Source organism: uncultured Psychromonas sp., assembly GCF_947489755.1.
In the GTDB taxonomy this organism is placed as follows: domain Bacteria; phylum Pseudomonadota; class Gammaproteobacteria; order Enterobacterales; family Psychromonadaceae; genus Psychromonas.
Genome location: NZ_CANLFB010000013.1, coordinates 72,229 through 97,849, shown reverse-complemented (window position 1 = coordinate 97,849; position 25,621 = coordinate 72,229). Strand labels below are relative to the sequence as shown.

Sequence of the window (25,621 nt, the reverse complement as noted above, 5' to 3'; positions counted from 1 at the left end):
CTCTTGCAGCTATGCTCTTTCAGTTAAGAACTCAGTCACATCTTGACGATATGGAATCGATGATTGTGCACCTTGCCCTGTTACAGTGATAGCAGCAGCTGCATGGGCAAATTGTACAGCTTCATTTAAATACTTGCCTTCTAACAATGCAGTTAAAAAAGCACCATTAAAAGTATCACCAGCTGCGGTAGTATCTACTGCATCGACTTGATACCCCATTATTTGGATACCTTGACCATCTTTGCTTAACCACACGCCTTGGCTACCTAAGGTAATCAATACTGTTTTGATGCCTTTTTTATGTAATACATCAGCGGCTAATTGTGCTGATTGCGCATCAAAAACGTTAATTCCCGTTAATATTTCAGCTTCGGTTTCATTTGGGGTAATAATATCAACGAGCTTTAATAGCTTATCACTTAAAGGCTGAGCTGGTGCTGGATTAAGTATCACCGTCGTGCCAGATCTATTCGCAACTTCAGCAGCATTTTCAATGGTTTCTATTGGAACTTCTAATTGCAATAATAACATATCAGCATTTTCAATCGAACCAATATGCGCAACTATACGCTTTGGCGTTAAACGTGCATTTGCCTCAGCAGAAATACAAATACTATTTTCACCGGTTGCTGCAACTTGAATCATTGCGATCCCCGTCGGTGTATCTTTTTCAACCATCACTGCATCGATATTAATACCATCTTTCTCAAATTCCTGACGAATATGAAGACCAAAACTATCATCACCGACACAAGCAATAAAATTAACATTAGCACCTAAACGAGCAGCTGCAACCGCTTGATTAGCCCCTTTACCACCAGCAATAACAGAATAACCTTGTCCATGTAATGTTTCCCCTGGGCGAGGAAAACTATCAACCCTCAGAACGTGATCCGCATTAACACTACCTAGTACTGTCAGTTGACGCATAAAAATACCTTTTGAGAAGAGTTAAATGGTATTAGTCTCTCAACCAATACGCATAACTTATTAATAAAAGTAAAAATAAAAGGGAGTTTACTTTCAATAAACTCCCTCAGTGTTATTTTACAACCATCATCAATGGGACAGGGATGCTTTTAGCAACTGTTTTGCCACTTAATAGCGCAACGGCTGACTGCACACCAATTTCACCAATTAAAGCGGGTTGCTGTGCAATCGTCGCGCCTAATAAACCACGTTTTACAGCAGCAATACCATCATCGGTACCATCAAAACCGACAATTAATATTTTCTTGCCAGATGCTTGCACTGCACGGAATGCACCTAATGCCATTTCGTCGTTCTGTGCAAACACCGCTTGTGTTTCAGGTTGTGATGAAAGCAAGTTTTCCATTACATTTAAGCCTTTGGTACGGTCAAAATCAGCGGGTTGGCTAGCAAGTAATACTAACCCTTCGCTTTTCACTGCTTTCATGAAACCTTCGCCACGTTCACGTGCTGCCGATGTACCAGCAATGCCTTCAAGTTGAACAACTTTTGCATTTTTACCCATTTTTTCACTGATGTATTTACCCGCTAATTCACCACCAGCTACATTATCAGAAGCAATATGGCTGATAACATCACCGTTATTTGCTGCTCTATCTAGCGTAAATACTGGTACTTCAGCTTTATTGGCCATACGTACTGCATTTGACACCGCATCAGAATCGGTTGGGTTAATTAGAATTGCTTTTACGCCACGCACTAATAAATCTTCAACGTTAGCTAATTCTTTACTTGGATCGTTTTGTGAATCAAGCACGATTAGTTTATAACCTAAATCATCTGCTTTTTTTTCTGCTCCTTCTTTCATCGACACAAAAAATGGGTTATTCAATGTTGAAACGACCATCGCAATGGTGTCTTGTGCCATTGCACCGACATTAAATGAAGTTGAAATAACAGCTGCTGAAATTAATGTTGTTAACTTTTTCATTGAGCTTTCCTTTTTGAGGTTAAAAATATTTGTTTAATTTTGAGTTTAGATTTGAGCTTAGATTCTAGCTGCTAAGCGGTAGATTCTAAGCTCTCGTTACTGCCGCTTATTTATTTTTGTTATCAACTAATACCGCTAATAAAATAACCGCTGCTTTAACTATCATTTGGAAGTAAGAAGAAACATCTAATAGGTTCAATGCATTATTTAACACACCAATAATTAAAGCGCCGATCAGAGTGCCCATTATGTAACCTCGCCCACCAGCCAAACTGGTACCGCCAACAACGACTGCCGCAATCGCATCTAACTCGTAGCCCATGCCTGCGGTTGGCTGCGCAGAAGATAAACGAGAAGTAATGATGATGCCCGCTAATGCAGATAACAGCCCGCAAATTGAATACACACCAATCTTGATACGATCTACGTTAATACCTGATAATTTAGTAGCAGACTCATTACCGCCTAATGCATAAACATAACGCCCAAAACGAGTGTGATTTAATAAATACCAAATAGTTGCGAACACAAAAATCATTAACCAAACAGGCACAGGAATGCCAAACATATAGCCCGTACCAAACCATGCAAAATGATCCGCTATATCGGTAAAGCCAGTTGAAATAGGACGCCCATCAGTGTAAACCATGGTGACACCACGTAATAAAGTCATCATCACCAAAGTGGCAATAAATGCTTGAACTTTACCTTTCGCAATCACTAAACCAGTAATAGATCCTAGTATCGCACCGCCTAATAACGCGACCAAAACAGCAATAACAGCTGGAATTTCTAAACTGATCATACTGGCGGCAAATGCACCGCATAACGCCAATATTGAGCCAACGCTTAAATCAATACCCGCAGTTAAAATAACCAGCGTCATTCCCGCGGCTAAAATTGCAATCACTGACGTTTGACGCAAAATATTCAGTAAATTATCAATGGTAAAAAAGTATTCATTAAGTACTGATACCACTGCAATTAATACAATCAATGCAATTAATGATTTCTGCTCAATAAACCACGCTTTACTCAAGAAGTGTCTTGATGATTGACTCGATTCAAAATTAGTCATATTTGTACTCATGCTGCTACCCCATTATTATTTTTACCAACAGCGCAAGCCATTAGCTTTTCTTGATCTGCTTCTTTTACGTTGAACTGGCCGCTAATTTGACCTTGATGCATGACTAAAATACGATCGCTCATTCCCAATACTTCAGGCATTTCCGATGACACCAGAATGATGCTCATCCCCTCTGCTTTGAATTTATTAATTAGTTGGTAAATTTCTTTTTTTGCCCCTACGTCGACGCCACGTGTAGGTTCATCTAAAATTAATACTTTCGGTTTTGTCATCAACCCTTTTGCAATCGCCACTTTTTGCTGATTACCACCGGATAAATTACCAATAATTTGATCCATCGAAGGCGTTTTGATATTAAATAATCGAATAAAATCAGTAACCGAAGTGGCTTCTGCTTTATGATCTAACTGCCAGCCTGTAGATAAGTCTTTTAACGCACATAACGACATATTATCTTTAACTGATAACCCTAAAACTAAACCGTCTCCTTTGCGATCTTCAGAGATATAAGCAATACCTGACGCTAAAGCTTGCTGTGAATTTCGAGGGTTAATGATTTGACCATTTAAAATGATGTCACCTGATTCGCGCGCTAATGCACCATAGATAACTTTCATTAATTCAGTACGCCCAGCTCCCATTAATCCTGATATTCCTAAAATTTCACCATGATTTAATGTAAAACTGACGCCGTGAGTGGCTTTTGCATATAGCTCTTTGACTTCTAAACAAACCGTTCCATGAGTACTTTCAATACGCGGGTATTGCTCGTCTAAACGACGCCCTACCATTAATTCAATCAGCTTATCTTCATCCATCGATGATACTGGTTTTTCCGCGATAAACTTACCATCTCGTAACACCGTAATATCATCACAGATTTCGAAAATTTCTTTTAAACGATGTGAAATATAAACAATGCCATACCCCTCATCACGCAGCTCATTGATCACATCAAATAATGACTCTACTTCACTGTCCGTTAATGCATCTGTAGGTTCATCCATAATGATCACTTTCGATTTAAACGATAGCGCTTTAGCAATTTCGACCATTTGCTGTTCACCTAAACTTAACTCACTGAGTTGAGTTGATGACTTGTGCTTCACTTTTAAGCGCTTCAATAATTTATCCGCTTGCTCAAACATAACTGACCAATTAATGGCACCAAATATATTCGTGTTCTCTCTACCTAAAAATATATTCTCTGCAATGGTCAATTCAGGCAGTAAGTTTAATTCTTGGTGAATAATACTGATACCTGCTTGCTGCGAGTCACGCGGACCATTAAAGCGCACAGGTTTATCTTGGTAACGAATGTCACCTTCATCTAAGGAATATATCCCCGTAATCACTTTCATTAAGGTTGATTTACCTGCGCCATTTTCACCTAATAAAGCCATCACTTGCCCAGGATAAACATTCAAACAAGCACCATCCAGCGCCTTGACTCCCGGAAAAGATTTATGGATATTAGTCAGTTGTAATATCGGCTGTTTCATACGATTCCTCAACGTCAATTCTTTATGCGACGGTTTACTAAACGATAATGATTAAAAAACCACACCAGATTGAAAAATAACATTCGCATAAGGTGTACATTCACCGGTACGTACCACAGCCTTGCTATGATTCGTTTTTGCTTTAAATGCTTCGTGACTAATGTAAGTAATGTCAATCTGATGTCCGGTTATTTGCTCAGCCTCAATTAACACTAATAATTGCAAATGTAAGTCTGGGCTTATTTTTTTGAACTCTTCAGCTAAGACCACACCCGTGATCTGCATTTCGCTCAATATCACTTTAACTGTATCGATAAAGCTCGGTACACCGTGCGTCAGGGCTAAATCAATTCGTTCGACCTGACTAGGGATCGGTAAACCAGCATCACAAATAGTCACTTCATCAAAATGCCCTAATGTGGCAATACGGTAAGATAATTGTGCATTTAATAGTGCTGATTTTTTCATTTTATAGCCCTGTAAAATTAACCTAAAAGCCGGTTTAACTAAATTTAATCATCGTTTAAATAAGATTAAAAAACCAAAACAAACGTTTGCGCAATCGTTTCGATGAAGTGAAATTTAAACTTTAATAAAAATAATGCACGTACCTCTTTCGTAAAAAGAGAGCAAGTTCACGATAAATATTTCATTTTTGTTAAATGTACAAATAATCAAAAATGCAGCTTGCGTAAGGCAGGTAGGATTGATACTAATAAAAATAGAAAACAATAAAAATGGACATTAACAGGGAAATATAATGAGTAACCAATTAATACAATTAAAAAAAATGTCGACTGTCGTCGCGGATACAGGTGATGTTCAAGCAATCGCAAAATACCAACCACAGGATGCGACCACTAACCCCTCTTTACTATTAAAAGCAGCGTCATTAACGCAATATCAAGGGTTATTAGAACAAGCAACAGCATGGGCAAAAGAACAATCAAATGATACTTTTCAACAAATTATCGATGCCAGTGACAAGCTTTCAGTCTTAGTTGGATTAGAAGTCTTAAAAATCATTCCAGGTCGTATTTCAACTGAAGTCGATTCGCGCCTTTCTTTTGATACGCAAGCTTCTATTGTCAAAGCGCGTAAATTAATCGCTTTATATAATGAAGCAGGTATCAATAATGACCGTATTTTAATTAAATTAGCAGCAACATGGGAAGGCATTAAAGCTGCAGAAACACTTGAAAAAGAAGGTATTAACTGCAACCTAACCTTGTTATTTAGTTTTGCTCAAGCACAAGCCTGCGCAGAGGCAAACGTTTATTTAATCTCGCCTTTTGTTGGCCGTATTCTTGACTGGTACAAAAAGGAAACAGGCAAAAACTTTTACCCTGCAGATGAAGATCCGGGTGTCGTCTCTGTGACTAATATTTATGACTACTACAAGCAACAAGGCTATAAAACAGTGGTCATGGGTGCAAGCTTTAGAAGTGTTGAAGAAGTGTTGGCATTAGCGGGTTGTGACCGTTTGACTATTAGCCCAGATTTAATGGCTGCATTAGAAAGTAGTAATAAGCCAATTCAACAAAAATTAATCGACAAAAATGCAAGCAAACATGAAGTCAAACCATTAACCGAAAGTGAATTCAGATGGTTATTGAATGAAGATGCCATGGCAACTGAAAAATTAGCGGAAGGTATTCGTAACTTTACACTTGATCAAATTAAACTAGACAAACAGTTAGCGAATTTATTACAAGCATAAATAGATATAACTTATTGTTTCCTTTTTTGAAAAAATCATAACGAAGCACTAAGTTATTTTAGCAAGTAAAAGAGAACAGCCATTTACTGTGATTGCTATTATTAAAAGCTTTTCAGCTCACACACCATAAACTAACCAAAAGAGATCACCGCTTATTCGAGATCTCTTTTTTATTGTCTATTTTATTGGCAAAGTAAAAAAAATCTTATAAAAAACGAGAGATATTAGTACTCTCCTAATTAATTAGGCAAGCCAAAACGTGACGATCCTAAAACCAACAGATACAAAAAAGCCGCGATAAACTATGAGTTAGTTCATCGCGGCTTTTAAACGAATAGAAAGTTAACTAATTATAGTGCGTTAGCTGTTTCTACTACGTTTTTAACAGTGAAACCAAACATTTCAAATAGTTGATCAGCAGGTGCTGACTCACCAAATGTTGTCATACCAATAACTGCGCCGTTTAGGCCAACATACTTGTACCAGTAATCAGCAATACCCGCTTCAATAGCAACACGCTTAGTAACAGATGCTGGTAATACAGACTCTTTGTATTCAGCTGATTGAAGTTCAAACTGCTCAGTACAAGGAATTGAAACAACACGTACTGCTTTACCTGAAGCTGTTAATTCAGTAGCCGCTTGCATTGCTAGTTCAACTTCTGAACCAGTCGCAATTAAGATAATTTCAGCAGGTGTAGCACTATCAAGCAATACGTAACCACCTTTTGCAACGTCAGCCAATTGCTGTGTATCACGAGCTTGTGGTTTCAAGTTTTGACGACTAAAGATAAGTGATGATGGTGCATCCACTGATTCAATCGCAAATTTCCAAGCAACAGCAGATTCAACGCTGTCACATGGACGCCATGTGTTCATATTTGGTGTTAAACGTAAGCTTGCAATTTGTTCTACTGGCTGATGAGTTGGACCATCTTCACCTAGACCAATTGAGTCATGCGTAAACACTTGAATAGAACGTTGCTTCATTAATGCAGACATACGTAATGCATTACGCGCGTATTCCATGAACATTAAGAACGTTGCGCCGTAAGGAACAAAGCCTTTATGTAATGCGATACCGTTAATGATAGCTGCCATTGCAAACTCACGTACACCGTAATGTAAGTAGTTACCAGTAGCGTCATCAGCAGTAATGGCTTTAGTACCAGACCACATTGTTAAGTTAGATGGCGCTAAATCAGCAGATCCACCTAATAGCTCAGGCAATATTGCACCGTAAGCTTCGATACAATTTTGTGATGCTTTACGTGTTGCGATGTTACCTTGGTTTGCTTGTAAGTCAGCAATGTAAGCAGAAGACTTAGCTTCCCACTCAGCAGGTAATTCGTTGTTAACACGACGTTTGTATTCGCTTGCTAATTCTGGGTAAGCGGTTGCGTATGCTGCAAACTTCTCATCCCAAGATTGTTCCGCTGCTTGACCTTGCTCTTTGTTATCCCAACCCGCATAAACGTCAGCAGGAATTTCAAATGGTGCATGTGACCAACCAAGTGCTTTACGTGTTGCTTCGATTTCATCGTGACCTAATGGCGCACCGTGACAATCGTGTGTACCTTGCTTAGCAGGAGAACCGAAACCAATGATCGTTTTACAACAAATCATCGTTGGTTTAGTTGTTTCAGCTTTTGCAGAGATAATAGCCGCTTTAATCTCTTCAGGGTTGTGCCCATCAACAGAAATAACTTGCCATCCGTAAGATTCAAAACGTTTAGGTGTATCGTCAGTGAACCAACCTTCTACTTCACCATCGATTGAAATGCCGTTGTCATCCCAAAATGCAATCAGTTTACCTAAGCCTAATGTACCCGCTAGAGAACAAGCTTCATGCGAAATGCCTTCCATCAAACAACCGTCACCTAGGAAAGTGTAGGTGTGATGATCAACAATCTCGTGACCTTCTTTGTTAAAAGAAGCGGCTAATGAACGTTCAGCAATCGCCATACCGATAGCATTCGTAATACCTTGACCTAATGGACCGGTTGTTGTTTCAATGCCTGGCGCATAGCCGTATTCAGGATGACCAGGTGTTTTTGAATGCAATTGACGGAAGCTTTTAAGGTCTTCAATTGATAAGTCATAACCTGTTAAATGCAATAAAGAATAGATAAGCATAGAGCCATGGCCGTTAGATAGAATAAAACGGTCGCGGTCAGCCCAGTTTGGGTTAGTTGGGTTATGTTTTAAAAAGTCTGTCCATAACACTTGTGCAATATCTGCCATACCCATTGGTGCACCTGGGTGACCTGAATTGGCTTTTTGGACGGCATCCATACTAAGGGCGCGTATTGCGTTAGCTAACTCTTGACGAGAAGGCATCTGTTTCTCCTGATTACATTTTGAATTAATGGAAATTGCGGGCATATGAGCCGCGGATTATCCCAAATACCCAGAGCGGGGGCAATGGTAAAGTTACAATTTGATCACATATTTAAACAAAATAAAGTTCAACTTGAATATGTAATGATAAAGCGAGTGAATATGAGGGACTGAAATAGGTAAAAGCCATTGAATCGCATCAGGAATGGGCTAACATTCCTAATGGAAAATATGAGAGAGATTAACTTTGTTGTTCAGCATATCCTGCATTTTTATTGGGACCAAAAACAAAAATAATGCCTTTGTCTAATAAAATTTGTGTGGTTTTATCAAAAAAGGTAATCGCTTGATCAGTGGGCATGTGTTTTAGAATTAACTCGATAGCAATATCATACCCAGCCGCATCCGGTAATGCTTTAATCAACTCACCTGACTCAATAAAATATAAGTAAGTATTAATTTTTTCTTGCAGTGTAAATAAATGCACATCATCTCGATCCCAAACTAATGAATCAATAATACTTAAGAATACACGTCTTGCTTCTTTTTCCATGCCGATAGCATCAATGCTATCCGTATCAACTACACTCATTATTGGCCTTTTATCTAATCAGAAATACTACGATCATTAAATATCTACTTTACCTACGAAAATATAATTAAACAATAAATACAATAGCCTATAAGAGTTAAAAATATTATTAACTCTATAAAGGATAACCTTGATCGAACGCTAAAAATTGTCTTTATTGAAGAATACATTAATTAAGCAACTTATTTGAAAAAGTAATTAATCAACAATAAAAATTTTCTTAATGGATATGTAGCAAAAAATATTTTTACCTATTCAATTTATACATTTATTTTTAACTCGAAGTCTAATTAAACCAATATAAAATAAAAAATTAGAATCAAATACACCTCTTAATATATAATATATTACAATTATTAGTATTCTACAGTAATAATAATGATATTTAGTTAGTGTACTTAAATCCGTTTTTATAGAACGATTAGTCATTAAATAGTAAATAAAATCTATTAGGATCTTGTTATAAATGAATTTCTTTTCTAAAAGTTACAAAGACTTTCTAAATGAAAGTTTAGCTGAATATTATATGCAAAAACTATGCTTAAAATCTAATAAAACTAAGCTTCAAAAGAAAATACACTCCTGTATTACATTGGATAGTGATAAAGGCCCCAAAGAAATTTTTAAAACACTAAAGTGGGAATTTAAAACAACAACCTTTAAAGCATCAGATATAACATATAGAAATATTGAAAGATTAAGTGCATTAATTTATCAAAGTAATAACTCAGGAATAAAAAGAGATGAATATGAATTAGTGATAAATGATTTTTTATCTCTCTCTTCTAATTCTTTATCCGTAAATGATTGGGATAAGCTTGGATTTATCTGTAATGCTAATGGCTTATTTAAACTTTCAGGTCTTTTCAGAAAAAAAGAAACAGATTTTGTGATAGAGCGATATAAAAAGAAAAGAACAATCAAAAGCTTGATTGCTATGTTTAGGGTTTATCTAGACTTAGGAAATTATGAGCAAGCAGAGAAAGTAATAGAACAAATAAAATCTAAAAATAGCTCAAATTACGTATCTAATTTATATACAAGTTTCTACAATTATCAAAATAATAAAAATACACACTCTGATAATATAAAGAACACTTTTAGTGAATTAATTAAAAACAAAAAAATAGCTGTTGTAGCACCTGGTTTAGTAGAGATAGATGAATCTGTTGTTAACGATATAAACTCTTATGATTTGATTATTTTATTTAATTACAAAGGTAATAAAATGGATGAACGATTCAGTCTTCCTTTTATCTCCTATTATAACTCTGAAGGTGGCGTTATATTAAAGGATAGTTTTAAAAACTTTTCTAATGATTTAGCCTTTTCAGTATTTAAAAAAATATCTCAACCATATCAGCATGAACTTAATAATAAAGGCAGAGCAAAACAGGTAGATCGTGACTTAAATGAGTACTTTTTTGTACCGCAACCTAACCTATTACAAATTGTCTTAGATGATATTTTAATCTATTCACCTCAAAAAATAAAAGTGTTTGGTTCTAACTTTTATTTAAACAAAAACAAGTACTATAAAGGTTATATATACTCAGGAAGATCCGAAGAAAAATCATCTGATATGTGGAGAGCTTTTGCTTACCATAATATATTATCCCAAATTAATTATGTTAGAAATATGTATAATATTAATGCAATCGAACTAGATAAAGCATGCTTTGATGCAATTAATATGAGCGAGGATGAATTATTAGATACATATGAATCGATTTACTCTAATTTTAAATAATCTTTTATATTGATAATCAACTTTATACCTAACTCCACAATATTAAACTAACTTAGATTCAAATAGTAAGTGCATAACTTGAATTGGTAGAAAAGTGGTCAGCTGAATATAGGCTTATCGCTTTTTCTCCGGCAAGAGATGCAACAATGAAAACATATAAACAACTGACTCTACCACTACAGGATAGTATTATTCAAAATTAAAGTGTCCAGTTCAATTAGACCAGAATATGCATTTCAATGTCGAATTCTAAGAGACGTTTTATAAATTAATCACCAGTTAGCCATCCCCCCTTCAACGCTATAAGTATCCTCATAACCTTGCTCAGCCAAATACTGAGCAACACCTTTACTACTGTTCCCATGATAACAAACAACAAAAACTGGCGTATCGAATTCAACTTTATCAAAGAACTCTTTTAGAGTATCATTATTCAAATTAAATGCACCTTCAGCATGATTAGCCTCAAAAGATTGAACATCACGCGTATCAACAAGAATAGCTTCTTCATTTTGCAATCGATGTTTTGTTTCTGCTACTTCTATTAGCTTAAATGTGGGCATGTTTGCTCCTTTTACTAAAATAATTTAATTGATTGATTAATATGTCAAAACTGTAAATAAGAGACTTTAGCAACTTACTCTGTAATAAATAAAATGTTATTGAAAAATAGGCTAAAATATCAACTGAATCCATAGTATATACACTACGAAAAATTAAGAGTTATACTTTAAATTTAATTATGATTCACTAAATAATTAAATTAATAGACATTCTAAAAAATCTGATATTAGATTATGCTTAAGAAGTAGGAATCTTCTTAAAAATAACAAAGGCTACTTTTAATTAAGAATAAAACTCTACTGTTTAGAATTAAATAAATAACTAAAACGCTGATGAATCCTTTTTTCTAAGTATTTTTTATCTTCTTTTAAGGAATTAATAATACTTTTTAAGTTTTCTAGTTCAATATCATCTATTAATGTAAGACGATGACAATAGTCTTCGAAACCAGCTCCTGCAGAAGAAAATAAAGAAATAATATTACATTTATTTTCCCCGTTAAAAATAATTAACTCCAAAGGCACTTTACTCTCCATAATTAAAATATCAGGAAAAGCATTTTTATATTTTAAAACACTTTCTCTTGGATGAGTTTTAATTACAATATTTATTCCTTTACTTTTAAAATATTTAATTATTTCCCGATAAACAATCAAATCCCTCCCGGAGCTAGCGAAATCATTTTGTATTATGGGCTGTGTTGCTAATATATAAGGAGTTTCATTGAGGTTTTCCTCTTTGAAAAAAAACAAACAGTACTCTTTAATTAAATGTGGAAGAATGAATTCTATTTGTACAACTTTCTTTTTCAAATACTCAGGAGCACCATCTTTATTTAACAAGTATATGGCTTTACAGCGAGGATCATCACCAAAATAGCGTTTTTTCTGTTGATTTAATGTAATCAATTTACCTATTTTTTCTAATTTCTTTAATTTAGTACCTAGATAGTTTGCAGCCCCATCTTCTATTATAGAATAAGTACCAGAGGTAAGCCTTAATAACCGTGACAGTTTATTTCTGTCATTAAAAAGGTATAAATCTCCACCTTCTAATTCTTTAATATGATTTGCGATAGGGATTAATTTAGTAAATAATAATTTTTTGAAATAGCTTTGCATTCGAAGGCTTGTATAAATATTGAAATTTGCTAATACTTTTATTCCCTTACCTAATTTATATTTTAATAAATTTTTATTAATATCGCTCCTTTGAATAAAAACAACACGAATAAAATTCGGTAATCGATTTAGATCATAATTTTGAATATCAATATTTTGTTGATCCGTTACCATTAAAAGACAAGATTTTTTATCTGGTGTTGATAACGCTTTTAATAAAGAAAATAATAAATGCCTTACAGTCGAACATAAATAAATATCCATTAACCTTCCGATATAATTAGATTATTACAATAAAAAAGTATGAGTAATATATCGAGTCTATCAATTAACTAATTCAATAGTGTCCGATAAACATTAAGCGTAGCATTAACACCTTGCTCTACATTAAATTTATTTTGAGCTCTTTCTTTCGCATTTTTTCCGTAAAGAGAGCACAATTCTCTGTCGTTATATAATTTAAGTATCGCGTTAGCTAATAATTGTGGTTCAGAGGGAGGAACGACAATACCAGTATGGCCATCTTTAACTAATTCAGCATTACCACCTGTATCTGAAACAATTGCAGGCACACCATAAGAATTCGCTTCTAAAACAGCGCGACACAACCCTTCACGTTTTGTGGTCGGTAAAATGGTCAAATGAGAAGCAGCAGCAACTTCAGGTGCATCCGTTCTATAACCTAACGCATGAACTCGTCCAACACGACCACTAGACTTAATTAAAGCTTGTACTTTTTCTGATGTAGGATCAGCACCAACCAATAAAACATCAAAGTTTGTATCTTCAGGTAACAAAGAAAGTGCTTCCATTAATACTGATAGACCTTTTCGAGGTCTTAAGTTTGCAACGAGAGAGATGATAAAACTATCACCGGGTAATTTAAGAACGGATAAATCAGCTTTTGGTTTTTGATACCAGCTACTATCATGCCCTTTATATACGGTTACAGCTTTATTCTTATGACGGCCAAGATGGCTTTTCAGATCCAACTCAACAGCTTTAGCGACGCAAATAATTTTATCTAAACGAGGGTGTAATAATGTTAAATAACACATAGGATCCAAGCGGCTCATATTGCCAGTTTGCCCTCTGTAAGCAATGACTTTAACATCAGAGCCAATAGCCGCCATCGCACCGTTACAACAAGCAATATTATTTAAGAGATGTAGAATTTTAATATTGTGTTCTTTAATTAAATATTTAATTTTTTTAATAGTGGTTAATGAAAGCTTTTTATTTAATTTATCTGTAAATACTTCAATGCCATGCGACTCAAACAATGCAATAAGTGGAGAATTGGGATTGCATAGAACAGTTACTCGTACTTTACCTGTTTTGTGTAACCCTATAATTTGAGTTGCTTCTGGACGGATAGGGTTAATATTTTCACGTGCATGGTGTGTCACAGCTAAAACGTTGATCATGTTAATTCTAAGTCCAAAAATAGTTAATTGAAGTAGGCATATCTTTTTTAATAGCGTTAAATATTAAAAAAGATAAACAATATATATAATATTTAAGGAATATTACCCTATAAAGAAATAAAATTAGATAACTAAATCAAAATATTTAAAATTTCCAATACCCTAAATTTTTTCTTATTTTGAAGTTTCTTATTATATTTTTTGGTTTTGAATTAGACCAATTGCTATATATCATGTTTTCAACAGCCTCTATCACCCTCTGCGATGATTTCCCATCTAAATATGGTGTTATTGATGGTCCATAATTCTTTATTTTATCCATAAGATCTGGAGTAGGTGATAAAGCTTGTAAAATTGCTTCTTCTAATTCTCTAGATTCTTTTATATTAATTAAACATTCTAAAGGTAACCGGTTATTCACAGTGACAACTGGTTTATTTAATAATAAGAATTCTTGAAAGATTGAAGAGTTATCACAAATCATCAAGTCTGCTCGATGAAGCACTTCAATAACTTTATTATTTTCAAAGAAAATTAAATTTTCACTTTCTAATGCTTTGTATTTATTGACTGTTGAGCGCGCCATTTTAGGATGCAATGTAATAAGCCACTGATATTTTCCATTTTGACTTAACCGTTTAATTTCTTCATAAACAAACTCAGCACAAGATAAAGAAGGTGAAAATGTAGAGGAAAATAAAACTTGAGGCTTATCAAAAAAACCTTTCTTTTGATGCTGAAATAAAGAATCTAATTTTACCCATCCTGTTTCAACAACCTTAAAATAACTTTTATTAAGGTTTGTTAACGTGCGGGTTCGTTCAGGGCCTTCTGTACAATAAAGATCAAACAATCCTCTTTCAGGATAAACATTGCCCCTCTTACTTTCATTAAGCCCATGAAATACTTGCACTTTTATTCCAGGAATAAAATTAGGCACACGGTCGCCAGGAGCAAAAACAGCATCAGGTTGATAATCGATAGCTTGTTTAATTGATACTTTTTTTTCATCGGTTTTTAAATAATGTTCAGAAACTTCAGAACCAACGATTAACCACTTAACTTGGTAACCCAGTTCAATAGCGACTTTCTGTATTGGACGAAGAATATCAAATGAGTAATTTTGCTCTACATAAAAAAGAAATTTAAACTTCTCAGTCGTTTTTTTTGATAACGATGTATGCATTTTTACCCTACCATTTGAACTAAAAATAAAAGATAGTAGTGTACACTACATCTTTTTAGCAAACAGAGAATAATTGATCTTATGCTTCTACGTTTTATTTATAGTTTTTTATTAATGCTAATTTCTCCGTTTTTTTTATTTAGTTTATATAAATCAAAGCCTAATAAACCTAAATTTGGGAAGCGTTGGAAAGAACATTTTGGCTTTACACCTACACTGCAAACTACAAGCTCTGACGTTGCTTGGTTTCATACTGTATCAGTAGGTGAAACAATTGCAGCAACCCCTTTGATAAAGGCTTATCATCAACGTTACCCTACACATACTATTGTTGTGACTACAACCACCAGTACTGGTGCGGAACAAGCTCTAAAAATAGGAAACTTTGTACAGCATCGTTATATGCCTATCGATTTCTCATGGGTAGTTCGTCGATTTATAGGCATTATCAAACCACATAAATTATTCATTATGGAAACAGAACTGTGGCCGAATACACTCACAACAGTTGCACAGCATAATATTGAAATAACCATCATTAATGCAAGATTGTCACAACGTTCATTTCTGCGTTATAAAAGACTTCAAGTTGTATTTAATTTAATGTCTGCCCCTATCAGTCAAATATTATGCCAAACACATGATGATGCAGTTCGCTTTATCGCCTTAGGTATTAATAATCACAAAGTAAAGGTTACTGGTTCGTTGAAGTTTGACATAGATATTTCTTCCGCTGTAATTCAATCAGGAAAAGCATTAAGAGAAAGTATTGGAGTCAAGCGTCCAGTATGGATAGTTGCGAGTACTCACCAAGGCGAAGACGAAATCATATTAACCGCACATCAAAAACTAATAACAACAATAAAAAATCTATTGTTGATTATTGTACCAAGGCATCCTGAGCGTTTTAATAATGTTGCACAGCTAAGTGAACAACACGGCTTTCAAATACAGCGTAGAACCAGCCAACAATTAATTGTTCCTGAAACGCAAGTATTTATTGGAGACACTATGGGTGAAATGCTAACTTTTATTGGGGCTGCTGATATTTGTTTTATGGGGGGTAGCCTTCTTGGCGAGAAGGTTGGTGGGCATAATTTATTAGAACCGGCAGCATTGGGAAAGCCTTGCTTAACGGGCCCAAGTTATTACAACTTCAAATTAATAACAGAACAATTAATTGCAGTTGATGCATGTAGGATTTGTAATGATAGCGAAACAATCACCAATGCAGTTAAACAATTAATAAGTGATAAAGTATTGCAAGAGAGAACTGGAAATACAGCAATTAATATTGTTAAAATAAATAAAGGTGCATTACAAAAGACATTAAATTATCTTTAAAAAAATGACGAATATTATTATTTATCAGCTAAAATAGCTTCTGCTATTTTAAAATCTAAGGCATGGTCAATATCAACAGATCTTATTGTAGGCATTTTAATACTAAACACATTATCAGAATTATTAATCCCTTTATTATGAGTAATTGATTCTGTTGTAAATGCGTACACGGCCCCATTTAAACGATAACAAATAGGTAAATCTTGACTGCGCTTCCCTTTCACATCATCTTTAATAAATTCACTCATATTACCATCATCAGGTAAAACATTACTCCAAAATGGACTATGTTCACATTCACACACAGAAACAACACCATTTGCATTTTTTTTAATTAACAACTCAAGAGCACAATCAATATCAGAAGAAACACGAAGTGGCGAGGTTGGCTGTAATACAACGATAATATCTGCTTTAATTGTTTCTGAAATGGCCTCAATAAAATGTAAAATGACACTATCTGTTGATGCTAAATCACCTGCGATATCATTAGGTCGCAGGAAAGGAGATTCTGCGCCATACTCTATCGCTATGGCTTCAATTTCTTGGCAGTCAGTACTTACCATAACCCGATCAATATATTTTGATTGTAAAGCAGCATCAATTGACCAAGCAATTAGTGGCTTACCATTTAATGGTAATACATTTTTTCTAGGTAATCTTTTACTACCACCACGAGCAGGGATTATAGCGAGCACTTTTTTACCATCAATCATTACATTAACCCTAAATTTAAAATATCCGATTGCGCTCGTTTATAATCTTCCATACGCCCTATATCAAGCCAATACTCATGGATTGGAAACATCATAACATTGCCATTATCTGCAATTTTCTGTTCTAACAATGTTGGCATATCAACGATTTGATTCTCTTTAACTTTTTTAATCATTTCTGGATTGATCACATAGATCCCTGCATTTATATGGAATAACTGAGTCGGTTTTTCTTCCATACTTGTTATTTTCCCAGCTTTACCTTGAATAACTCCATAAGGTATTTGATATTCATACTCACGAACACACATAGTTGCATCTGCATTATTATGACAGTGAAATGAAAGTAATTTTTGAAAGTCGATATTAGTTAAAATATCACCATTCATCATAATCAAAGGCAAAACAGGTAAATCAGAAGGCAGTAAACCTAACGCCCCCCCTGTCCCTAAAGGTGATTCTTCATGAATATAAGTGATCTTAACGTTCCACTTAGCCCCATCACCAAAATGTTCCTTTATCATTTCCGGCATATAATGCGTAGAAATATAAAAGTTAACAAAACCTAACTTAATAAAACTAAGTAATGTCACTTCTAAAATAGGTTTGTTACCCACTTTTAATAATGGTTTAGGACAATTGTCAGTAAGTGGTCTTAAACGAGTACCAAATCCTCCTGCCATTAAAAAGACAGGGTTATCGACTTTAGGCTTAGAGAGAGAATCATGTAATGTACGCAAACCAACCACAATCATTTCATCATTAACAACAGGAATCGAAAGAATTGATTTAGACTCCATCAATTCAATAAGTTGTTCTTTAGTAAAATCAATTGAGGCAACTGTGGGATTGTTATTCATTATTTTATGGACAGGCTCATCTAATGATATACCAGCCAATAAACCTCGTCGTATATCGCCATCACTAACCACACCAAGTAATTTTCTATTTTCATCGATAACAATCGCACCACGCAAAGCTTCTTCATCAATAATAATAAGTGCTTCTCTCACCGAAAAATCAGGTGCGATTAATGTATTTTGCCAAATATGACTCATGATTTAACCTTTTTTATTTTGGACGTTAGCCCTAGCACCAAAAACTATTTTATCGTTTTCAATGTGTTGCGTAATAATGGCCCCAGCAGCAATAACCGACTGCTCTCCGATCGAAATGCCTTGTATCACTATAGCCCCTGTTCCTACGTGGACATTAGCACCCGTAATCACTTGCCCACTTAAGGTCACACCGGGAGCAATATGATTATGCTCTCCAATAATACAGTCATGTTCAATAATGGCTCCTGTATTAATAATAGAGTTATTTCCAATCTTAGCGCCAGCTTGGACGATAGCACCAGCCATGATTTGAACGCCATGCCCTAAAATTGCATAAGGGGATACAATCGCATGCTTAGAAATAACTTGTTTAAATGAATACCCTTTTTCCGAGAACTTACAAAAAATTATTTTTCTTAATGAATTACCAGGAAGTGAGCCAATACCATTCACCAGAAGAAAATGGCGAGGGTCTTGGTCTAATAATATATCTTCATTTGGAAAATGTTTAATATCGCATAAAGATTCACGAGAGAGATCTTGCTCTAGTGAAAAAATGGCATCAACCCCTTCTCCATTTACTTTTAAGCTATCGACTAAAACAGATGAATGGCCACCAGCTCCTAATACATACACCGCCTTAACCATTAATTAAGTCGCCCTCTTGATATGAAGCAGTAGCAACTTTACCTATTAAGTCCCAATAACTATAAGGGCTCAAACCATCACCAGGCCTTTTAACTTGTAAGTTATCTTCACAAAATAACTCACCTTCTTTAATGTATTTCGCCGCTACTAAACTCTTTCTCGCAATCGCTTTATTTTTAATTTCTGATGGGCGAGGGCCTTTTACACCGTTTCCAATAGCTAATTCAACATTACGAATGGCTGAGGTCATAGCTTTTAACTCATAAGGCTCTAAAGAAGCTTTATGATCAGGTCCTTCCATGCTTTTATCAAGCGTGAAATGTTTTTCAATTAACAATGCCCCTCTTGCAACGGCTGCAATAGGGATTTCGATACCTGCGCTATGATCTGAATAACCCACCTTTAAATTAAAAGCCGCACCTAAGGTGTCCATGGCTTTTAAATTAATATCAATCATTGGGGCTGGGTATTCTGTTGTGCAATGCAATACAGTGACTTTTTCTTTTAATAATTTCTGCCCTTCAACAGAAAAATAAGCAGATTGAAAAGCTTCTAAAGAAGGTAAGACATCCGATTCCCCTAAATAACCAAATGCGATAACACCTAAAGCGGATTCTACTTCAGCAAGTGTTGCCATTCCTGTCGAAACAATTAAATCACAGCCACTTTGGGCATGCTGTAAAACCAGAGGAGCATTCGTCAATTCACCTGATGGAATTTTTAACTTTTTCAAACCTAAATCATTGACTAAAAAAGCTAAGCTTTCTTCATCAAAAGCAGTCGATAAAAATTCAATTCCCTTCTGATTACAGTAGTTAACTAACTCATGATGAAACTCATAACTCAACTCTAAACGGCTTAGCATAGACAATTGAGACTCTACTTTTTGAGTATTTTTAACTTGATAATCCGCTTGTTTAGCATTTACGGTAACCAGCTTACTTGCTTTAAATGTTTGAAATTTAACAATATCAACACCTGCAGCTACTGCTACATCAACTAACTTAAAAGCGAGCTTTTCGCTGCCATTATGGTTTACACCTGCTTCTGCAATAATTAATGTCATATTATATTTTCACTGTTGATATCATAGAATGTTTTAATGAGGTCGCTATTAAGGGATTTAATCATTTTAATCACCTTTGAGCTAGCATCTCCAGCCCCGTAGGGATTGAGTATATTCTTTTGATTGCTTTTAAAATTAGATGAAATAGCATGATTAATAGCTTCAGTGATACTTTCTTCATTAGGATCACAATGAAAAACACTTTCAGCAGCTAATCGACCTTTTTGTCGCATGCCAATATCAATCGAGGGTACATGAAATGACGGAACTTCGATAATGCCACTTGAAGAATTACCAATAACGGCACAGGCATGTTTAACTGCACTCAAATAACGTTGTTGACCAAGTGATTTGATGGCTAAAATACGTTTAGGGTTTTGGCTAGCGTAGTCTTCAAGCATCGGAATAATTTTACGGCCACCGTCATCAGCATTGGGATAAGTAATAATAACCTGATGATCAGGAAAACCATCGAGGCTATCTAATAAAGCTTGAAAAGAGGTTTCTGGCGATTCTTTAGCAAGGGTAACAGGATGATATGTAACAAGAAAATAAGGAGAGCAAAGATCAAAGTTTAAAGAATCTGCAACCTTTTCAACACTCAACATCGTACTTCTCGCTAAATGATCTAAACCAATGGCTCCAACGTTAACAACTCTATCAGGAGACTCACCAAGCTGTATCACTCGCTGACGATATTCTTCCGTAGAAGTCCCATGTAAATAACTTAATTTAGTAATTGCATGACGAATAGCGTCATCATAAGCACCTTCAGTAATCTCCCCGCCATGTAAATGCACAACAGGGATTTTCAAGATCATTGCGGTTTGAGCCGCGGCTAAAGCTTCAAATCGATCCCCTAGAATAACCAAAGCTTGCGGTTTTAATCGACTTAATGCATCAGCAAACCCCAACACACCTAAGCCCATACTTTTAGCAACGCCGACAGCAGAGTCGGAGGACAAAAGAATTTCTATTTTCTCATCAATGACAAACCCATCTGCTTCTATTTGCCGATAAGTAGAGCCAAATTCAGGAGACAAGTGCATACCTGAAACAAGTAACTGTAAGTTAAGTTCGATATCAGATTGGATATCTTTTAATAGCCAATATAACAAACCATACTCAGCACGAGTACCTGTAAAAACCGCAACATTTTTTAACATATTCTTAGACAACTTTTATTGGTGAACTTGGCAGATTAATTAAGTGAGCCTCTACCCATTCAGATACTTTTAAATCCCCTCTAAATGAATTTTTAAACATAGGCAAACGATGCATTAATTGCCAAATAGGTCGAGTCATCACACCTTGCTCATTAGTTTCTTTCAGTAACAAATCTCGGCTCACTTTATCTGGGCAAATAATGGCATTTAACCAATAATTAGATTGAGCATATTTAGGCTCAACAACAAATTGAAACTCACTGTCCGAAAATAATGTTTGGTATTTCCCTGCAAGCAATCTTTTTTGTTCTAAGAACTCAGGTAACACTTCCATTTGAGCGCAGCCTAATGCTGCATTTAAATTAGGTAAACGGTAATTAAAGCCAGGTTCATCATGATAAAACTCATAAGGGTGAGGTACTTTAGCTGTGGTTGTAACATGACGAGTATGCACTCCGTCATCTAAGTGTTTACATAACACCATACCACCACCACCTGTTGTAATGATTTTATTACCATTAAAACTAATAGCAGAAAAATCACCGATTGTTCCCGTATGCTTGCCCTTATAGAAAGAGCCTAAGCTTTCAGCTGCATCTTCGACTAAAACAAGATTCCACTTTAAGCATACTGTTAATAACTCATCTAATTCAACAGGGTGACCAAAGGTATGCATAGGAACAACAGCTTTAATTCGACGCCCTGAGGTTTTATGAATGCATTCACCCTCATTATTAACAACTGCATTATCATCAAGAAAATCTGATGTTGCTTGTGAACATAAACCCAAACTTATTTTAGAAACATCAACAAAAATAGGCTCAGCCCCCATATGGAATAAAGCATTACACGTAGCTACAAAAGTGAGGGCTTGCGTTATCACTAAATCACCCGCTTTAACGCCCGCCATATAAAGAGCAGTATGCAATGCAGCAGTACCATTCACAGCTGCAACCGCTTTAGCTGTCCCCGTATAGGCTTCTATATGCTTTTCAAAGTCCTCAACATATTTACCAACACTTGAAACAAACGTACTTTCGATAGTGTCAGTTACATATGCTTTTTCATTTCCAGAAAAAGTTGGTGCATGTAATGGAATAAAATCATTTGTTTGGTAAGTATCTCGAACAAATTGGATTAACTTATTATTCATGATTGGGCCTTACATTTTACCATCGAGGTATTTACCTGTTTCTTTATGACCAAAATCAGGAAGCATTTTGAAAAACAATTGTACAATCTGCTCTTTATTCCATGATTTATTCACTTTCATACCCGCTATTTCTTGTTCAAATAAAGAAACTAATTGCGGATCAAAAACAGCTTCATTTTTAATCACGCCTAAATTATCAAATCGTTGCATATCTAGCGTTTCATTATCAGTAAAAAATTCTTCAAAGTCTTTTTCACCTGTAGTATCACTATCTGTAAATAAACATGGCCATTTCCCTTGCTCGGGTAATGTTTTTGCTAATTCTCGCGCTTCATCTTCAGTTTCACATAAATAAGGTTCAAAACCTAATTGCTCAAGGTATTTAACGGCAATATCTGCAAATGAAATAAGGTGTAACGCTTCGCTTAGTTTAGGGAAGAAAATATCTCTATTTTCACCAAAAATACAAGACATTAAGCACAGTTCACCTGATTCTTGAGGCGTCACGAAATAGCGTTTAATATCTTTAGGCGCAACAATTGGCTGACGTTTTTGAATTCGTTGATTAAAGCCATGTAATAAAGAGCCATCAGAAAACGCAACATTTGCAAAACGCGCAGTCGATATTTTAATATCAGCACTACGGCGCATTAAAAACATTTCCATAATACGCTTAGATGCCCCCATCATATTGACGGGATTAGCAGCTTTATCAGTAGAGACACAGAAGTATTTCTTAGTGCCTTTGGCTGTAGACTGCAGTAATGTTTTGTCTGTATTGAAAACATTTACATCAATCATCCGCATTAATGTAAAAGGATCTTTTTCGCTACGAACATGTTTAAGCGCAGAAAGATTTAATACATAATCATATTTACCGTCAGATTCAATAAATGCATCATATTCAATAGAACCAATATCTAAAGCAAAAGTTTGAAAGTCACCTTCTATATAACCATAAGAACTACGGATATCACGAACAAGTTCAACCATGTTATTTTCACTGATATCAACAGCGTGCAATTTCTTAGGGTTTCGTTTGAATATTTCTTTTGTAACCGCTTGCCCAATCGAGCCTGCTGCTCCAACAACAAGAAAACTACTATTACTTACAATTTCTAACAATTCTTTTTCATGTTTTTTTATATCATTAGAAAATAATACTTTTTCACGACCAATAAGTGGTAAAATTTCGCTCATATTTGTTTACCTTTGTTACGATTAAAACTCAAAAGAAAAACATAAAAATTATATCTAATTCTGGCTTTGTTCAATAAATCACATATCTTACGTGAATAGTTATCTTATGTAATATTATTTTAGTAGGAATAACTTTTGAAAACTAAAGTAATCCTAGTTTATTACTTTATTAATAACCAAGGACTAGAGACTGCCAATCGGCTTCATTCCAGTTAATAGATCTTTTTTTAAGCTCTTTACGGAAAGAGCGCAATAAACGTTGTAAATTGCCCTCTTTCCAATCTTCTCCAACCTGTTGATAACATTTATCAAAATCAATAATCCAAACTTGGCCATTTTCATCTAATAAAATATTATGGATATTCAGATCAGTATGATTGACGTGTGCTTGATGCAATTTTTTAATTTCTTGCCCAATACGTATGTATTCATCTTTCGTTAATTCTCTTTGCTGTAGTACATCAACCAGATCTGAGGCAGCAGGAATTTTTTCAGATAAAATATTCGCTTTATACAATAAACCACAACGTTTAACATTAGCCGCGATGGGTGTTGGTACATTAACGCCTTGCCCTTGCAAGTGATTTAATAAATGAAATTCTGTGATACTTCGCGCTTTTTGATAGCCAGTAAAAAAATAGCTATCAGATATTATTTTTCCAAATAATCCACCTCTATGATAATGACGTAATGCTGCTTGTATGCTATCAAGCTCAACAAACCAAGTCGTCCCACGCCCTTGCGCGCTGCCGATAACCTTTGCTTTATTCTGCCAATATTGTGGCTCAAAACATTCAGATACATCCTCAATGAACTTTTCATTGTAAATAGTATATGCACCTTGGCTTTGAATTATCTTGAACATCTTGTTAACCTTTTAATAAATACTCGCGACTCCAAAAATATTGAAACCTAAAATAACGTTAGTATTGTATACTGAATAAAATCACTTGGAATATCATACTACTATGCCATTATTTTCAACAGCACCTAAATCGATATGTCTTCTACGTTTATCAGCTATTGGCGATGTATGTCATGCTGTTGCTATGGTACAAGCAATTCAAAAGCAATGGCCAAGCACCAAGATAACCTGGATCATGGGAAAAATAGAAGCGCAGTTATTGCATGATTTACCTAATATTGAAGTGATTATTTTTGACAAAAAAACTGGTTACTCAGGTATGAAAGCAATTTGGAAACAATTATCAGACAGAAAATTCGATGCTTTGTTACATATGCAATTAGCACTCAGAGCAAGCGCATTAACAATAGGTATTAAAGCAAAGTACAAAATAGGCTTTAACCGTAAACGCGCTAAAGAAGGTCAGTGGTTATTTACCAATAAAAAGATCCCAGATACTGCATCTCAACATGTGTTAGATAGCTTTTTTGAATTTGCTTATTTTTTAGGTATCGATAAAATAACACCAACATGGAATATTCCACTAAGCTCATCGGATATTGAATTTGCTCAAAGTATTAGTTGCGAAAAAAAGCCTTTATTTGTCATCAGCCCTGCCGCAAGTAAAGATGAGCGAAACTGGTTAACAGAGCGTTATGCAGCAGTGGCCGATCATGCCATCACACAAGGTTTTGAAGTGGTATTATGTGGTTCCCCTGCGCCTCGTGAAGTACTGTTAGGTGAAAATATACAAACGCTAATGCAGGACAAGGCGATCAATTTAATCGGTCAAACTTCGTTAAAACAACTCACAGCGACCTTAAGACAAGCTTCGCTAGTGCTAGCTCCTGATTCTGGCCCTGCACATATCGCAACAACACAAAATACACCTGTTATTGGGTTGTATGGACACAGTAACCCACTACGAACTGGTCCCTATTTAAGTGCCGAACATGTGATTAGTGTTTATGAACAACATGTACAAGAGCAACATAAAAAATCATTATCTGAACTACCTTGGAGTGCACGCGCAAAAGGTGAGCATATTATGCAAGACATCTCCACTGAACAGGTCATTGAACAATTTACAGCCATAACAAGTTCTGATCATTAGTAATTTTAGATTTTTAGTATCAGGCTTAAGTGTTAAAAGC

The 25,621-nt window shown here is 35.2% G+C and carries 23 protein-coding genes; 4 read left to right on the top strand and 19 right to left on the bottom strand.

The annotated features are described in order from the left end of the window. Positions 1–9: 9 nt before the first annotated feature. The 5 genes from rbsK to rbsD form a co-directional block, all read right to left on the bottom strand. Complete coding sequence (rbsK, locus tag Q0794_RS09370; protein WP_298941457.1) at positions 10–930, bottom strand: ribokinase; 921 nt, start codon at positions 928–930, stop codon at positions 10–12. A 112-nt stretch (positions 931–1,042) separates the two neighbouring features. After that, positions 1,043–1,921, bottom strand: coding sequence for a ribose ABC transporter substrate-binding protein RbsB (gene rbsB / locus Q0794_RS09365; RefSeq protein WP_298941456.1), 879 nt, complete (start codon positions 1,919–1,921; stop codon positions 1,043–1,045). A 106-nt stretch (positions 1,922–2,027) separates the two neighbouring features. Continuing rightward, positions 2,028–3,011 (bottom strand): ribose ABC transporter permease, encoded by a 984-nt coding sequence (gene rbsC, locus Q0794_RS09360; protein ID WP_298941455.1) that lies wholly within the window; start codon positions 3,009–3,011, stop codon positions 2,028–2,030. Further along, the gene (rbsA, locus tag Q0794_RS09355; protein WP_298941454.1) at positions 3,008–4,513 is read right to left on the bottom strand and encodes a ribose ABC transporter ATP-binding protein RbsA; all 1,506 of its coding nucleotides are present in this window, start codon (positions 4,511–4,513) and stop codon (positions 3,008–3,010) included. Before rbsA ends, rbsC begins: the two co-directional genes overlap by 4 nt. A gap of 51 nt (positions 4,514–4,564) precedes the next feature. Beyond that, positions 4,565–4,981 (bottom strand): D-ribose pyranase, encoded by a 417-nt coding sequence (rbsD, locus tag Q0794_RS09350; protein WP_298941453.1) that lies wholly within the window; start codon positions 4,979–4,981, stop codon positions 4,565–4,567. Positions 4,982–5,273: 292 nt separating this feature from the next. Here rbsD and tal point away from each other — a divergent pair, with 292 nt between their 5' ends. After that, positions 5,274–6,233, top strand: coding sequence for a transaldolase (gene tal, locus Q0794_RS09345; RefSeq protein WP_298941452.1), 960 nt, complete (start codon positions 5,274–5,276; stop codon positions 6,231–6,233). Between the two features lie 350 nt (positions 6,234–6,583). On the opposite strand, the gene tkt is transcribed toward tal, so the two are convergent. Next, positions 6,584–8,572, bottom strand: coding sequence for a transketolase (gene tkt / locus Q0794_RS09340; RefSeq protein ID WP_298941451.1), 1,989 nt, complete (start codon positions 8,570–8,572; stop codon positions 6,584–6,586). 241 nt (positions 8,573–8,813) lie between these two features. Beyond that, positions 8,814–9,164, bottom strand: coding sequence for a DUF6572 domain-containing protein (locus tag Q0794_RS09335; protein ID WP_298941450.1), 351 nt, complete (start codon positions 9,162–9,164; stop codon positions 8,814–8,816). 466 nt (positions 9,165–9,630) lie between these two features. Between Q0794_RS09335 and Q0794_RS09330 the strand changes: the two genes are divergently transcribed. Continuing rightward, positions 9,631–10,914 carry a hypothetical protein gene (locus tag Q0794_RS09330; RefSeq protein WP_298941449.1) on the top strand — a complete coding sequence of 428 codons (1,284 nt, stop codon included), beginning with the start codon at positions 9,631–9,633 and terminating at the stop codon, positions 10,912–10,914. 272 nt (positions 10,915–11,186) lie between these two features. Here the strand turns inward: Q0794_RS09330 and glpE are convergent, their stop codons facing one another. The 4 genes from glpE to Q0794_RS09310 all read right to left on the bottom strand — a co-directional run bounded on the left by glpE (position 11,187) and on the right by Q0794_RS09310 (position 15,212). Continuing rightward, a complete protein-coding gene (gene glpE / locus Q0794_RS09325) occupies positions 11,187–11,477 on the bottom strand; it encodes a thiosulfate sulfurtransferase GlpE (RefSeq protein ID WP_298941448.1) in 291 nt (96 codons plus the stop codon). A 297-nt stretch (positions 11,478–11,774) separates the two neighbouring features. Beyond that, positions 11,775–12,863, bottom strand: coding sequence for a glycosyltransferase family 52 (locus tag Q0794_RS09320; protein WP_298941447.1), 1,089 nt, complete (start codon positions 12,861–12,863; stop codon positions 11,775–11,777). Between the two features lie 68 nt (positions 12,864–12,931). Then, positions 12,932–14,026 carry a glycosyltransferase family 4 protein gene (locus tag Q0794_RS09315; protein WP_298941446.1) on the bottom strand — a complete coding sequence of 365 codons (1,095 nt, stop codon included), beginning with the start codon at positions 14,024–14,026 and terminating at the stop codon, positions 12,932–12,934. Between the two features lie 145 nt (positions 14,027–14,171). Then, entirely contained in the window at positions 14,172–15,212 is a 1,041-nt protein-coding gene (locus tag Q0794_RS09310; RefSeq protein WP_298941445.1) for a UDP-N-acetylglucosamine 2-epimerase, read from the bottom strand. A gap of 81 nt (positions 15,213–15,293) precedes the next feature. Here Q0794_RS09310 and waaA point away from each other — a divergent pair, with 81 nt between their 5' ends. Further along, positions 15,294–16,556: a lipid IV(A) 3-deoxy-D-manno-octulosonic acid transferase gene (waaA, locus tag Q0794_RS09305; protein WP_298941444.1), complete on the top strand. Its 1,263-nt coding sequence runs from the start codon at positions 15,294–15,296 to the stop codon at positions 16,554–16,556. Positions 16,557–16,573: 17 nt separating this feature from the next. Here the strand turns inward: waaA and Q0794_RS09300 are convergent, their stop codons facing one another. The 8 genes from Q0794_RS09300 to Q0794_RS09265 form a co-directional block, all read right to left on the bottom strand. Then, a complete protein-coding gene (locus Q0794_RS09300; RefSeq protein ID WP_298941443.1) occupies positions 16,574–17,272 on the bottom strand; it encodes an acylneuraminate cytidylyltransferase family protein in 699 nt (232 codons plus the stop codon). Further along, on the bottom strand, positions 17,272–18,330 hold the full coding sequence (locus tag Q0794_RS09295) for a nucleotidyltransferase family protein (protein ID WP_298941442.1): 1,059 nt from the start codon (positions 18,328–18,330) through the stop codon (positions 17,272–17,274). The genes Q0794_RS09300 and Q0794_RS09295 overlap by 1 nt, the downstream gene beginning before the upstream one ends. 3 nt (positions 18,331–18,333) lie before the next feature. Beyond that, positions 18,334–18,978: an acetyltransferase gene (locus Q0794_RS09290; RefSeq protein WP_298941441.1), complete on the bottom strand. Its 645-nt coding sequence runs from the start codon at positions 18,976–18,978 to the stop codon at positions 18,334–18,336. Continuing rightward, a complete protein-coding gene (gene neuB, locus Q0794_RS09285; protein ID WP_298941440.1) occupies positions 18,971–20,044 on the bottom strand; it encodes an N-acetylneuraminate synthase in 1,074 nt (357 codons plus the stop codon). The genes Q0794_RS09290 and neuB overlap by 8 nt, the downstream gene beginning before the upstream one ends. Then, positions 20,041–21,210, bottom strand: a complete 1,170-nt coding sequence (gene neuC / locus Q0794_RS09280) for a UDP-N-acetylglucosamine 2-epimerase (RefSeq protein WP_298941439.1) — start codon at positions 21,208–21,210, stop codon at positions 20,041–20,043. The genes neuB and neuC overlap by 4 nt, the downstream gene beginning before the upstream one ends. Before the next feature lie 4 nt (positions 21,211–21,214). Beyond that, on the bottom strand, positions 21,215–22,363 hold the full coding sequence (locus Q0794_RS09275; RefSeq protein ID WP_298941438.1) for a LegC family aminotransferase: 1,149 nt from the start codon (positions 22,361–22,363) through the stop codon (positions 21,215–21,217). Between the two features lie 9 nt (positions 22,364–22,372). Then, positions 22,373–23,563: a UDP-N-acetylglucosamine 4,6-dehydratase gene (locus Q0794_RS09270; protein WP_298941437.1), complete on the bottom strand. Its 1,191-nt coding sequence runs from the start codon at positions 23,561–23,563 to the stop codon at positions 22,373–22,375. Between the two features lie 169 nt (positions 23,564–23,732). Next, a complete protein-coding gene (locus Q0794_RS09265) occupies positions 23,733–24,428 on the bottom strand; it encodes a 3-deoxy-D-manno-octulosonic acid kinase (protein WP_298941436.1) in 696 nt (231 codons plus the stop codon). Positions 24,429–24,531: 103 nt separating this feature from the next. On the opposite strand from Q0794_RS09265, the gene Q0794_RS09260 reads away from it, so the two are divergent. Further along, positions 24,532–25,581: a glycosyltransferase family 9 protein gene (locus Q0794_RS09260; RefSeq protein WP_298941435.1), complete on the top strand. Its 1,050-nt coding sequence runs from the start codon at positions 24,532–24,534 to the stop codon at positions 25,579–25,581. Positions 25,582–25,621: the final 40 nt, after the last annotated feature.

What these genes read in the sequence shown, in the direction of transcription:
- Q0794_RS09270 (WP_298941437.1), bottom strand. Translation starts at nt 23,563, where the DNA reads ATGAGCGAAATTTTACCACTTATTGGTCGTGAAAAAGTATTATTTTCT.
- Q0794_RS09290 (WP_298941441.1), bottom strand. Translation starts at nt 18,978, where the DNA reads ATGGTTAAGGCGGTGTATGTATTAGGAGCTGGTGGCCATTCATCTGTT.
- tal (WP_298941452.1), top strand. Translation starts at nt 5,274, where the DNA reads ATGAGTAACCAATTAATACAATTAAAAAAAATGTCGACTGTCGTCGCG.
- Q0794_RS09300 (WP_298941443.1), bottom strand. Translation starts at nt 17,272, where the DNA reads ATGATTGATGGTAAAAAAGTGCTCGCTATAATCCCTGCTCGTGGTGGT.
- rbsD (WP_298941453.1), bottom strand. Translation starts at nt 4,981, where the DNA reads ATGAAAAAATCAGCACTATTAAATGCACAATTATCTTACCGTATTGCC.
- Q0794_RS09330 (WP_298941449.1), top strand. Translation starts at nt 9,631, where the DNA reads ATGAATTTCTTTTCTAAAAGTTACAAAGACTTTCTAAATGAAAGTTTA.
- Q0794_RS09320 (WP_298941447.1), bottom strand. Translation starts at nt 12,863, where the DNA reads ATGGATATTTATTTATGTTCGACTGTAAGGCATTTATTATTTTCTTTA.
- Q0794_RS09295 (WP_298941442.1), bottom strand. Translation starts at nt 18,330, where the DNA reads ATGAGTCATATTTGGCAAAATACATTAATCGCACCTGATTTTTCGGTG.
- rbsC (WP_298941455.1), bottom strand. Translation starts at nt 3,011, where the DNA reads ATGAGTACAAATATGACTAATTTTGAATCGAGTCAATCATCAAGACAC.
- rbsK (WP_298941457.1), bottom strand. Translation starts at nt 930, where the DNA reads ATGCGTCAACTGACAGTACTAGGTAGTGTTAATGCGGATCACGTTCTG.
- Q0794_RS09260 (WP_298941435.1), top strand. Translation starts at nt 24,532, where the DNA reads ATGCCATTATTTTCAACAGCACCTAAATCGATATGTCTTCTACGTTTA.
- tkt (WP_298941451.1), bottom strand. Translation starts at nt 8,572, where the DNA reads ATGCCTTCTCGTCAAGAGTTAGCTAACGCAATACGCGCCCTTAGTATG.
- Q0794_RS09310 (WP_298941445.1), bottom strand. Translation starts at nt 15,212, where the DNA reads ATGCATACATCGTTATCAAAAAAAACGACTGAGAAGTTTAAATTTCTT.
- Q0794_RS09335 (WP_298941450.1), bottom strand. Translation starts at nt 9,164, where the DNA reads ATGAGTGTAGTTGATACGGATAGCATTGATGCTATCGGCATGGAAAAA.
- neuC (WP_298941439.1), bottom strand. Translation starts at nt 21,210, where the DNA reads ATGTTAAAAAATGTTGCGGTTTTTACAGGTACTCGTGCTGAGTATGGT.
- rbsB (WP_298941456.1), bottom strand. Translation starts at nt 1,921, where the DNA reads ATGAAAAAGTTAACAACATTAATTTCAGCAGCTGTTATTTCAACTTCA.
- rbsA (WP_298941454.1), bottom strand. Translation starts at nt 4,513, where the DNA reads ATGAAACAGCCGATATTACAACTGACTAATATCCATAAATCTTTTCCG.
- Q0794_RS09315 (WP_298941446.1), bottom strand. Translation starts at nt 14,026, where the DNA reads ATGATCAACGTTTTAGCTGTGACACACCATGCACGTGAAAATATTAAC.
- Q0794_RS09265 (WP_298941436.1), bottom strand. Translation starts at nt 24,428, where the DNA reads ATGTTCAAGATAATTCAAAGCCAAGGTGCATATACTATTTACAATGAA.
- Q0794_RS09275 (WP_298941438.1), bottom strand. Translation starts at nt 22,363, where the DNA reads ATGAATAATAAGTTAATCCAATTTGTTCGAGATACTTACCAAACAAAT.
- neuB (WP_298941440.1), bottom strand. Translation starts at nt 20,044, where the DNA reads ATGACATTAATTATTGCAGAAGCAGGTGTAAACCATAATGGCAGCGAA.
- waaA (WP_298941444.1), top strand. Translation starts at nt 15,294, where the DNA reads ATGCTTCTACGTTTTATTTATAGTTTTTTATTAATGCTAATTTCTCCG.
- glpE (WP_298941448.1), bottom strand. Translation starts at nt 11,477, where the DNA reads ATGCCCACATTTAAGCTAATAGAAGTAGCAGAAACAAAACATCGATTG.